Source organism: Pseudonocardia xinjiangensis (assembly GCF_050948425.1).
Classification (GTDB): Bacteria; Actinomycetota; Actinomycetes; order Mycobacteriales; family Pseudonocardiaceae; genus Pseudonocardia; species Pseudonocardia xinjiangensis.
Window position 1 is genome coordinate 1,362,799 of record NZ_CP192009.1, and the last position, 10,612, is coordinate 1,373,410.

Genomic DNA, 10,612 nt, shown 5'->3' on the forward strand with positions numbered 1-10,612 from the left:
TCGGATTATCACACTGTGATAGTCATTCGAAACTAGCACGGTGTGATAGACAGTGAGAGAGGTCCACCGGATGGGGTGCACGGGCGATGACACGAAGCACGCGAGACAAGATCCTGATCGCAGCGGCGACCATGCTCGGCGAGGATCCGACGGCCAAGCTCAGTGTGCGCGCGGTCGCTGCACGCGCCGGCGTCAGCACCGGATCGCTGCGGCACTTCTTCCCGACACAGCGGGCACTGATCGACACCGTCATCGCCGGCATCTACGACGTCGACCTGCCCGACGACCCGATCCAGGACCGCACACGCACGCCGACCGAACGGCTCGTAGCGTGCCTGAAGCTACTGTTGTCGCAGGTGGGGACGGGCGAGCAGGCGCGCGAGCACTGGCGCGCACAGCACGACGCCTACGTCGCCTCGCCCCCGTCCGAGGACGCCACCCACGCCTTCCTGGCACTGGAACGACTCGCCGTGCACCGTGTCGAGAAGTGGCTGACCACCCTCCGCGACGAGGGAGCGCTCGCACCCGCCGAACTCGAACACCACGCCCGCTTCCTCCTGACCGTCGTCAGCGGCCTCCTGACCGAACGCGCCCTTCCCGGTGACCTGCCACGACTCAAGTTCGAGGCGCGCACGCTCGCGACTGCCGCCTCGGCCGTTCTCCAACCGGAGTGCTTCCACACCTGACGCAGCGGCGAGCGCACCTGCCGCGCAACGGCAGGTGCTTCTCAGATTGCGGAGGTTCGTCTCGACGTATCCCCTGGCGCCCGAGCCCTGTTCAGAGGCGGCGTGCCCCCGTAGCAGAACTGAGCGGGGCTGCCGGGAACTGCGACCAGAACTGAGACCGAGCGGCCACCTCCGCCAGCTCGCCACCGCTGCTGGAGCTGGTCGAACCCGACCCGTGGGCCGGTGCGGGTCTGGCGAGACCGGTCGCTGTCGCGGCCGTGCACCCGCCGGCGCGGAGCCGGCCGAGGTCTTCGCACCACGTGCACCCAGCTCGCCGGCGCGGGGCGTTCGCAGCGGCGGATCACCGTGCCGGTGGGGCGGTCGAGCCAGGCCGGCCGGGTCAGGACGGTGTGCATGGTGGAGGCCGCCGGCCCGACCAGTGGGCCGGCCGAGTTTGCGCTCCACCCGCAATGCCACGATCTGCCGCGCCGCCGCGGGCGGGGTGCGGTAGGAGATGAGGCGTGCACCGACCGGAGCGATCGGTGAGTCTCGCAAGCCACCGCCACGAGCGCTGAACGGCCGTTGACCTGCGACGACCAACATTGATTCGAACATGTGTTCGAGTATGATGAAGGGGTGTCGGACAGCCCGCTCACCACCGCCCATCGCCTCCTGGTCGAGGCGATCGACGCGCTGTCCGCCGCCACCGACTCCGCCACCGACGACGACCTGCTGTCCGTGCTCACCCTCTGCGAAGGCACCAGCAGGCGGCTGGACCGGGTCGTCGTCGCCACCGTGGCCACCCTGGAACGGCGGGGCACGTTCGCCGAGCGCGGCTACACGTCGACCCCGGCAGCGTTGGCGGATCTGCTCGGCTGGGAACGGTTCGAAGCCCGCCAGCGGGTGGTCGCCGCCGAACAGGTGTGCCCGCGGGTCGGGCTCGATGGCACCGCGTTGCCCGCGAAGCTGCCTGCCACCGCAGCGGTGTTCGCCGCCGGGCACACCGGGCTGCGGCACGTCGCGGTGATCGCCCGCGTGCTCGCCGGCCCGGCCGCCGAGCGGCTCACACCCGAGGTGTGGGCGGGTGCCGAAGCGCAGCTCGCGGAGAAGGCGGCCGTCTACACCCCCTCCGAGCTGCAGACCTGGGGTACCGCTCTCGTGGAGGCCCTCGACGAGGACGGCCCCGAGCCTGATGACCGCCCACCCGCCCCGGTCAACGAACTGCACCTGGTGCGGCACCGCGGCAAAGCGGGCGGCACGCTGAAGGGCCGGTTCGACGATGCGGCCATGTTCGATGCCATCGCCACCGTGATCGACGCCCACGCCCGACCCGCCACCGCCGACGAGCACCGCAGCCTCGCGCAACGCCAGGCCGAGGCGCTGGCCGATGTGTGCGGGTACGTGCTCGACCACGGTGACGTGCCCGAATGCGGCGGACGCCGCCCACACCTCACCGTGCTGATCCGGCTCGAAGACCTGGAGAACCGGGCCCGCGCCGCCTGCCTCGACTTCGGCGGCACCCTCACCCCGGAGTCGTTGCGGATGCTGGCCTGTGACGCGAGGGTCGTGCCTGTCGTGCTCAACGGAAAGGGCCAGCCGCTCGACGTCGGGCGGGTCACCCGCACCATCCCCGACGGGCTGCGCCGTGCCATCGCCGCGCGGGACCGCGGCTGCGCCGGCTGCGGGCGGCCGCCGTCGTGGTGCGAGGTCCACCACATCACGGCTTGGCAGGACGGTGGCGACACGGCCCTGCACAACTGCGTGATGTTGTGCCGGGCGTGTCACCGGCTGCAGCACCATTCCGAGTGGGAAGTCCGCATCCGCGACGGGCTCCCCGAGTTGATCCCACCGGCCTGGATCGACCCACAGCGAAGACCCCGCCGACAACCACTCCTGTACCTCGCCGCATAAGGGGATCGTGCAAAAGGGGCGCGGTCGGCAGAGACTGGGACGCCCGTGCCCGCGCTGCGACCCTGCCTGGCCGAACCGCACTGGCACCGATTCGCGGCCGTGCTGCCCGGCGGCTGGCGTACGACCGATCCAGGACAGTCGGCGTTGGCAGGTCGAAGGCCGGTCAGTCCGGGCAGCCGAGCACCCGCGAGATGCCCCGCGCCGCGGTCAGGACGACGGGGACGTAGGCCCTGGCATCGGCCGACCCCGCCGGCACCACGACCGACAGTGCCGCGACCACGTCGCCGTCCGGTCCGCGCACCGGAGCCGCGACCGAGAGCGAGACCAGCTCGATCTGCCCCTCGCTGACGGCCACCCCGGTGCGGCGCACCTCGGCCAGTGCCCTGCGCAGCTCGTCGGGGTGGCAGATCGTCCGCGAGGTGTAGCGCTTGAGGGGCGAGGCGAGCACCTGCTCCTGCAGTTCAGGCGTGGCGAAGGCGAGCAGGACGAGCCCGACGCCCGTGGCGTGCAGCGGCAGCCGGCCGCCGACGCGCGTGAACACGTGCACGGCACCGCGTCCCGACAGCCGTTCGAGGTACACCACCTCGCTGCCGTCGAGCACCGCGAGCTGGACGTTCTGCTTGGTGACCGCGTACAGGTCCTCGAGGAACGGCATGGCCGACTCGCGCAGGCCCAGCCCGCGCGGGGCCAGCGCGCCGACCTCCCAGAGCCGCAGCCCGATGCGGTAGCGGCCGTCGGCGGCACGTTCCAGCGCACCCCACTCCGTGAGCTCGCCGACGATGCGGTGGGCGGTGGTCAGCGGGAGCTCGGCCCGCCTGCCGATCTCGGTGAGCATGAGCTCCGGCCGCTCCGCGCTGAACGCCGCGAGCACCCGCAGAACCCTCGCGGTGACTGATTGGCCCATCAGGACCAGTGTGCCTCGGCCTTCCACTGGCCGGAAGCGGAGTCGAGCCGGTCCCGCCGGGTGCGCCAGGCTCTGACGATGCGCACCCAGGTCGGGATCGTCGGGGCGGGGCCGGCAGGACTCCTGCTCTCCCACCTACTGGCCCGGGCCGGGGTCGACTCGGTGGTGCTGGAGACCCGCAGCCGGGACTACGTCGAGCGGCGGGTGCGCGCCGGCGTCCTGGAACACCCGACGGTGGAGCTGCTGCGCGAGGTCGGCCTGGCCGACCGGCTCGACCGCGAGGGCATGCGGCACGAGGGCATCTCCCTGCGGTTCGACGGTGGCGACCACCGCCTCGACTTCGCCGACCTCGTCGGTAAGGGGATCACCGTCTACGGGCAGCAGGAGGTGGTGAAGGACCTCATCGCCGCGCGCCTGGGCGACGGCGGGGACCTCCGCTTCGAGGTGACCGACGTGACCCTCGACGGGCTCGCCGACGCCCCCGTGGTCGGCTTCACCGGCGCCGACGGGCGGCGTGAGGAGCTGCACTGCGACGTGGTGGCCGGCTGCGACGGCTTCCACGGCATCACCCGCGACGCGTACGACCCCCAGATGTTCGACCGGACCTACCCGTACGCCTGGCTCGGGATCCTCGCCAAGGCCGCCCCGACGCACCACGAGCTCGTCTACGCCAACCACCCGCACGGCTTCGCGCTGTACTCGATGCGCAGCCCGGAGATCACCCGGCTCTACCTCCAGGTGCCGCCGGACACCGACGTGAACAACTGGTCGGACGCGCAGATCTGGGACGAGCTGGGCACCCGCCTCGCGGCCCGGGGCTTCACCCTGAACGAGGGGCCGGTCCTGGAGAAGGGCGTCACGGGGATGCGCAGCTTCGTGGCGGAGCCCATGCGCCACGGGCGGCTCTTCCTGGCGGGCGACGCCGCGCACATCGTGCCGCCCACCGGCGCGAAGGGCATGAACCTCGCGATCGCCGACGTCCGCGTGCTCTCCGAGGCGCTGACCACATTCCTGCGCAGCGGCGACGAGACCGGGATCGACGGCTACTCCGACACCTGCCTGCGGCGGGTGTGGCGCGCGGAGCACTTCTCCTGGTGGATGACCTCGATGTTGCACGTGCCCCCGGAGAGCGACCCGTTCGGCCGTCGTCTCCAGCTGTCCCAGCTGCGCTACACGGTGACGTCCCGCGCGGCGGCCACCACCCTCGCCGAGAACTACGTGGGGCTGCCCCACGGAGTGAGTCCGTGACCGAGCTTCCGAGGAGCTGTTCGTGACGATCCCGCACCCGGCCGGCTATCGCCCGGCCCCGGATGGCAACCATCCGCCCCTGCTGTCGGAGGGTTACCGGAGCACCGTGCTGCGGGCGCCCTCCCAGGCGCCGGTGGTGTTGCGCCACCGGCTCACCGAGGTCACGGGCCCGCTGCTCACCGGCGACATCGGGCCGAACGACCACGACCTCACCGCGCAGCACGACGGCGAGCCGATCGGGCAGCGGATCGTCGTGTTCGGGCGGGTGCTCGACAGCGACGGCCGGGCGGTGCCGAACACGCTGGTCGAGGTGTGGCAGGCCAACGCCGCGGGTCGCTACGCCCACGCCCGCGACAACTGGCCGGCGCCGCTGGACCCCAACTTCACCGGTGGCGGCCGGGTCGTGACCGACGCGCAGGGGAACTACTCGTTCACCACGATCAAGCCGGGCGCCTACCCGTGGGGCAACCACCACAACGCGTGGCGCCCGGCGCACATCCACCTCTCGCTCTTCGGCCGGTCGTTCACCCAACGGCTGGTCACCCAGATGTACTTCCCGGACGACCCGCTGTTCGCCCAGGACCCGATCTTCAACTCGGTGCCGGACCCCGCCGCCCGGCAGCGGTTGGTCTCCACGTTCGACCTGGAGGCCACCCGCCCGGAGTGGGCGCTGGCGTACCGCTTCGACGTCGTGCTCCGCGGCCGCGAGCAGACCCCGTTCGAGGAGCCCCATGAGTGAGCTGCTGACCCCGTCCCAGACGGTCGGACCGTTCCTGAGCCTCGGGCTCACCTGGCTCGAAGGGCACCTCGTCGTGCCGCCCGGCTCGCCGGGGGCGATCCGGATCTCCGGCGTGCTCACCGACGGAGCGGGCGAGCCCGTCGGGGACGGGCTGGTCGAGACCTGGCAGGCCGACGCCGAGGGTCGCTTCGACCACCCGGACGACCCGCGGGGTGCCACCGGCTCCGGGTTCCGCGGCTTCGGGCGTTGCGCCACCGACCCCGAGGGCCGCTTCGAGATCCTCACGATCAAGCCCGGGCCGCTCGGTGACGGACAGGCCCCCCACATCGACGTCACCGTGCTCGCCCGGGGGCTGCTCGACCGGGTGGTCACGAGGATCTACTTCCCGGACGAGGCCACGGCGAACGCGGCCGACCCGCTGCTCTCCTCTCTCCCGCCGGAACGTGCGGCCACCCTGGTGGCCCAGGAGACCGGCCCGTCGGAGCTGCGGTTCGACATCCGCCTCCAGGGCGACGGGGAGACCGTCTTCCTGGCCGTCTGAGCCCGACCCGCCCCCCGCTGCGGCGCGTGTCGTCGATCACTGCAGTATGTGCCGGTTGGCCGGAATGAGTGATCGTCCACATCGTTGTCACAGGTGAAGCACAGCGCGGGCACCGGTCCCCTTGCGATAAAGGGACCACGAGGTTCGCGACGCAGTGGGGGGACGTGGTCGAGGTGGCGGGCGCAGCGCTCCATGTGGGCGTCCCGCCGGACGAGCTGCCGGGCAGGTGGCGGCCGTCCGCGGTCCGGGAGCGGCACCCGCTGCTCGTGCAGGTGCTGCGGTACGCCGTCGTCGGCGGCCTGGGCACGCTCGTGAACGCGGCGATCTTCCTGCTGCTGCGCACGTGGTGGGACACGGTGCCGGCCAACCTGACCGCGCTCGTCCTGAGCACGGTGGTGAGCACCGAGGTGAACCGCCGCTTCACCTTCGGGGGCGTCGAGGTGCACCGGTTGCGCTCGCACGTGCAGAGCGGCGGCACCGTGCTGTTCTACGCCTTCTACAGCTCCGCCGTGCTCATGCTGCTCGCCGAGGTGATCGACTCCCCGACCGCGTGGGAGCAGACGCTGGCGGTGGCCGTGGCGAGCGTGCTCGGCGGCCTGGGCCGGTTCCTCGTCCTGCGCTACTGGGTGTTCGGCCCGGACAGCCACCACGAGGACCAGGAAAGCCCGCCGAGCGCGCTGCCCGTTCTCCACGGGCACCTGCTGCACCGGCACGGATGACGCGGTAGCTCGCTCCACCCGTCACGGCAACCCGGGGTTTTGCGAGTGCTCCACAGGGTCTCCCTGCTCACAGTCGTGTCGACCGGGGAAGACCGGCGACGGGCTGGGTGTAGAAACTGTATTCAGCGCGCCGCGCTGAGGGGGCTGACCGAGAGCGGAGCAACAGATGCGTATCGAAGGTGCAACAGCGCTGGTCACCGGAGCGAGGCGCGGAATCGGCCTCGCGTTCGCGCAGGCCCTGCTGGACCACGGGGCGGCCACCGTCTACGCCGGTGTCCGTGACCCCTCCACCACCAGCGTCGGCGACGCGCGGCTGATTCCGCTCGCCCTGGACGTCACCGACCCCGCCCAGGTGGCAGCCGCGGCCGAGCAGGTCGGCGACGCACTCATCGTGATCAACAACTCGGGGGTCCAGAGCGGGGTCGGGCTGTTCGAGGGTGACCTGGACGGTGCGCGGCGGGAGATGGAGGTGAACTACTTCGGCACCTGGTCGGTCTCCCGCGCCTTCGCGCCCGTCCTCGCCCGTAACGGAGGCGGCGCCCTGGTGAACATGCTGTCGGTCGCGTCGTGGCGCGCGCGGGTCCCGGCGGTGGGCTACGCGGCGTCGAAGTCGGCGGAGTGGGCACTCACGAACGCCCTGCGCACCGGGCTGCGGGACCAGGGAACCCTCGTGGTGGGGGTGCACGTCGGGTACGTCGACACCGAGTTCGTGACCGACATCGACGCGCCCAAGGTCACGGCGGAGTCCGTTGCCGCGCAGACGATCGACGCGATCCTCCACGACCGGCCCGAGGTTCTCGCCGACGAACCCGCGCGGACCGTCAAGGCGGCTCTGTCCTACCGGGTGCAGGGCGACCCGACGGCCGACATCCCGGACTGAGGAGCACGTGTCGGACGAGACGCACCGCGGGGACGCGGCCTAGATTCCAGGCATGACGGCCACACAGTCGAGCAATGAGGCGTTCGAGCGCGAGCCGGTGTCGCTCACCGAGCGGATCACGGCCGACGGCTCGTCCCGATGGCCGGTGGAGCCGGGTCGCTACCGGCTCGTCGTGGCCAGGGCGTGCCCGTGGGCGAACCGCAGCGTGATCGTCCGCCGGCTGCTGGGGCTGGAGCCCGTGCTGTCCATGGGCATCGCGGGTCCGCTGCACGACGAGCGCAGCTGGCGGTTCCACCTCGATCCGGACAACCGGGACCCGGTGCTCGGCGTCGAGTACCTCGGCGAGGCCTACCGCAAGGCCGACCCCGGCTACGACGGCGGCGTCACGGTGCCCGCCGTGGTGGAGATCGCCAGCGGGAAGGTGGCCACCAACGGCTTCCAGCAGCTCACCCTCGACCTCTCCACCCAGTGGACCGCGTATCACCGCGACGGCGCCCCCGACCTCTACCCGGAGGAGCACCGCGCCGAGATCGACGAGATCAACCAGGCGGTGTACGAGGACGTCAACAACGGCGTCTACAAGTGCGGCTTCGCGAAGGGCCAGGCGTCCTACGACCGCGCCTACCGGGCACTGTTCGACCGGCTCGACGCGCTGTCCGAGCGGCTCGCGACCAGGCGCTTCCTCGTCGGTGACACCATCACCGAGGCCGACGTGCGGTTGTGGGTCACGCTGGTGCGCTTCGACGCGGTCTACCACGGCCACTTCAAGTGCAACCGGCAGAAGCTCGCCGAGATGCCGGTGCTGTGGGCCTACTCGCGCGACCTGTTCCAGACGCCGGGATTCGGCGACACCATCGACTTCGAGCAGATCAAACAGCACTACTACGGCGTGCACACCGACATCAACCCGTCGGGGATCGTGCCACTCGGACCCGACCTGCGCGGCTGGCTCACCCCGCACGGGCGCGAGGCGCTCGGCGGCCGCCCGTTCGGGAACGGCACGCCGCCCGGCCCGCCGCCGGAGGCCGAGCGGGTGCCCCCGATCAGCTGAGCAGCTCGTACTCGACGCCTGCTGACTCGTAGGTCGAGGCGGCGCGCCGGTCGAGGCTCAGCAGCACGGCCCCGGCCCGGCCGGCGGCCAGGGCGACCACGAGGTCGTACACGGCACCCCCGACGATGCGTGAGCGCTGCGCCGCGGTCAGGAGTTCGGACGGCGGGACGCCCGGTAGCCGCGGGGTCGACGCGGGGAGGTGGCCGGCGAGGAAGGCCGTGACGAGAGGCGCCGGCACGCGGCGCGGCGGTGGGAGCCTCGTCAGCACCGAGAAGGTCTCGATCACCACGTGGTCGACGGCAGCATCGACTCTGCCGAGCGCCGTCGAGGCGAGCGGATGATCGGTGTGCCATCGCGCGAACGCCGCGACCAGGACCGAGGTGTCACAGGTGATCACCGGCGGGTGCGCTCCAGAAGCTCGCGTACCTCGTCCGCGGTCAAGGTCGGCCCCTCGTCGCCCGGAACCTCCGCGGCCAGGAAACCGTCGCGCTCGACGAGCTCCATCGGCACGGACACCGGCTCGATCTCGATGCGGCCGTCGCGCTCGATGATCTCCAGCTCCTGGCCGGGCTCCAGCGAGGCTGCCTGACGAAGCTGCTTGGGGATGACCACCCGACCGGCAGCGTCGATGGTAGTTCGCATGGTAGGAATCTACCATTGTGCGCGGAGCAGGCCGGCCGTTCCGAGTGCCCCGACCCCGGCAGTACCGCCGACCGCCGCGGGCTGATGATGGTGGCGATGCCGACCTCCGTGCCGTCCCCGACCCCACCACCGCTGCGCCCCGGCCTGCGCCGGGCACGCTCCCTGGCCGGTGCGCTGGCGGGGGCCCTCACCGTGCTGCTCGTGGTCCCCGCCGTGGCCGCGGCGGGAACCACACCGCCGGGGCCGCCGGCTCCGGCACCGCCGGTCTCCGGTGAGAACCTGGGCCCGGACCGGTTGCCCCGCTGCACCGCCGTGGTCGCCGCCATGGCGCCGCGGGCCAAGCTCGCGCAGCGGCTCATGGTGGGCGTCGACGCCGCCGACCCGGCCACCACCGCCGAGACGGTGCGGGCCACCCAGGTGGGTGGGGTCTTCGTGGGGGGCAACGCCACCGAGCTGCTCACCGGCCAGGCACTGCGCGAGGTGCAGGCGATGTCACGCATCCCGCTCACGGTCGCCGCCGACGACGAGGGCGGCCGCGTGCAGCGCATCGACGATCTCGACGGCGAGCTGCCCAGCGCCCGCGCGATGGCCGCCCAGCTGACGCCGCAGCAGGTGCGCGAGCGGGGCCTCGAGCGTGGCCGGGAGCAGCTCGCCCGCGGCATCACGATGAACCTCGCCCCGGTGGTCGACCTCGGGGGCCGCCCGGCGAACACGGTGATCGGGGATCGGTCGTTCGGGGTGGACGCCGACGCGGTGACGAGCTACGCGGCCGCCTTCGCCGAGGGGCAGCGGGACGCGGGCGTGTTCACCGTCCTCAAGCACTTCCCCGGCCACGGCCACGCCGACGGGGACTCGCACCGGGGCCGGGTCACCACGCCACCGCTCGCCGAGCTGCGCGACGCCGACCTGCGGCCCTACGCGGACCTGCTGGGCCCGGGCGGCCCGCTCGCCGACGGCCGCACCGGCGTGCTCGTGGGGCATCTCGACGTTCCGGGGCTCACCGCCGACCTGCCCAGCTCGCTCGACCCGGCCGTCTACCAGCTGCTGCGCACCGACTACGGCTTCGACGGGCTGGTGCTCACCGACGACCTGGGCGCCATGAAGGCCATCACCGGCACGTTCGAGCTGCCCGAGGCCGTGGAACACGCCCTGGCCGCCGGCGCCGACATGGCGCTCTGGTCGAGCGGCGGCCGCGTCACCCCGGTGCTCGACCGGCTCGTGCAGGCCCTGGACGCGGGTCGCCTCGACCCCGCGACGAACGACGCCGCCGTGACCCGCGTCCTGAAGGCCAAACAGACCTGCTCCTGAACCG

12 protein-coding genes are annotated in these 10,612 nt (G+C 72.1%); 9 read left to right on the plus strand and 3 right to left on the minus strand.

What is annotated here, in order from left to right:
• The first annotated feature begins 86 nt into the window (after window positions 1–86).
• Both ACQPZA_RS06565 and ACQPZA_RS06570 read left to right on the plus strand, forming a co-directional pair.
• Window positions 87–686, plus strand: coding sequence for a TetR/AcrR family transcriptional regulator (locus tag ACQPZA_RS06565; protein WP_433279271.1), 600 nt, complete (start codon window positions 87–89; stop codon window positions 684–686).
• A 615-nt stretch (window positions 687–1,301) separates the two neighbouring features.
• Entirely contained in the window at window positions 1,302–2,576 is a 1,275-nt protein-coding gene (locus tag ACQPZA_RS06570; RefSeq protein ID WP_433279273.1) for a DUF222 domain-containing protein, read from the plus strand.
• A gap of 163 nt (window positions 2,577–2,739) precedes the next feature.
• On the opposite strand, the gene ACQPZA_RS06575 is transcribed toward ACQPZA_RS06570, so the two are convergent.
• Window positions 2,740–3,480, minus strand: a complete 741-nt coding sequence (locus ACQPZA_RS06575; RefSeq protein WP_433279275.1) for an IclR family transcriptional regulator — start codon at window positions 3,478–3,480, stop codon at window positions 2,740–2,742.
• A 78-nt stretch (window positions 3,481–3,558) separates the two neighbouring features.
• On the opposite strand from ACQPZA_RS06575, the gene ACQPZA_RS06580 reads away from it, so the two are divergent.
• The 6 genes from ACQPZA_RS06580 to ACQPZA_RS06605 all read left to right on the plus strand — a co-directional run bounded on the left by ACQPZA_RS06580 (window position 3,559) and on the right by ACQPZA_RS06605 (window position 8,658).
• Window positions 3,559–4,728 carry a 4-hydroxybenzoate 3-monooxygenase gene (locus ACQPZA_RS06580; RefSeq protein ID WP_433279277.1) on the plus strand — a complete coding sequence of 390 codons (1,170 nt, stop codon included), beginning with the start codon at window positions 3,559–3,561 and terminating at the stop codon, window positions 4,726–4,728.
• 22 nt (window positions 4,729–4,750) lie between these two features.
• A complete protein-coding gene (gene pcaH / locus ACQPZA_RS06585) occupies window positions 4,751–5,467 on the plus strand; it encodes a protocatechuate 3,4-dioxygenase subunit beta (protein WP_433279279.1) in 717 nt (238 codons plus the stop codon).
• The gene (pcaG, locus tag ACQPZA_RS06590; RefSeq protein WP_433279281.1) at window positions 5,460–6,008 is read left to right on the plus strand and encodes a protocatechuate 3,4-dioxygenase subunit alpha; all 549 of its coding nucleotides are present in this window, start codon (window positions 5,460–5,462) and stop codon (window positions 6,006–6,008) included. The genes pcaH and pcaG overlap by 8 nt, the downstream gene beginning before the upstream one ends.
• A gap of 173 nt (window positions 6,009–6,181) precedes the next feature.
• On the plus strand, window positions 6,182–6,727 hold the full coding sequence (locus tag ACQPZA_RS06595) for a GtrA family protein (protein WP_433279283.1): 546 nt from the start codon (window positions 6,182–6,184) through the stop codon (window positions 6,725–6,727).
• Between the two features lie 166 nt (window positions 6,728–6,893).
• A complete protein-coding gene (locus ACQPZA_RS06600; protein WP_433279285.1) occupies window positions 6,894–7,607 on the plus strand; it encodes an SDR family oxidoreductase in 714 nt (237 codons plus the stop codon).
• Window positions 7,608–7,659: 52 nt separating this feature from the next.
• A complete protein-coding gene (locus tag ACQPZA_RS06605; protein WP_433279287.1) occupies window positions 7,660–8,658 on the plus strand; it encodes a glutathione S-transferase family protein in 999 nt (332 codons plus the stop codon).
• On the opposite strand, the gene ACQPZA_RS06610 is transcribed toward ACQPZA_RS06605, so the two are convergent.
• Together ACQPZA_RS06610 and ACQPZA_RS06615 are read right to left on the minus strand one after the other, a co-directional pair.
• On the minus strand, window positions 8,651–9,055 hold the full coding sequence (locus ACQPZA_RS06610) for a PIN domain-containing protein (protein WP_433279289.1): 405 nt from the start codon (window positions 9,053–9,055) through the stop codon (window positions 8,651–8,653). The two genes, ACQPZA_RS06605 and ACQPZA_RS06610, sit on opposite strands and share 8 nt — an antisense overlap.
• A complete protein-coding gene (locus ACQPZA_RS06615) occupies window positions 9,052–9,300 on the minus strand; it encodes an AbrB/MazE/SpoVT family DNA-binding domain-containing protein (RefSeq protein WP_433279291.1) in 249 nt (82 codons plus the stop codon). The genes ACQPZA_RS06610 and ACQPZA_RS06615 overlap by 4 nt, the downstream gene beginning before the upstream one ends.
• A gap of 96 nt (window positions 9,301–9,396) precedes the next feature.
• Here ACQPZA_RS06615 and ACQPZA_RS06620 point away from each other — a divergent pair, with 96 nt between their 5' ends.
• Entirely contained in the window at window positions 9,397–10,608 is a 1,212-nt protein-coding gene (locus ACQPZA_RS06620; protein ID WP_433279293.1) for a glycoside hydrolase family 3 N-terminal domain-containing protein, read from the plus strand.
• Window positions 10,609–10,612 lie beyond the last annotated feature (4 nt).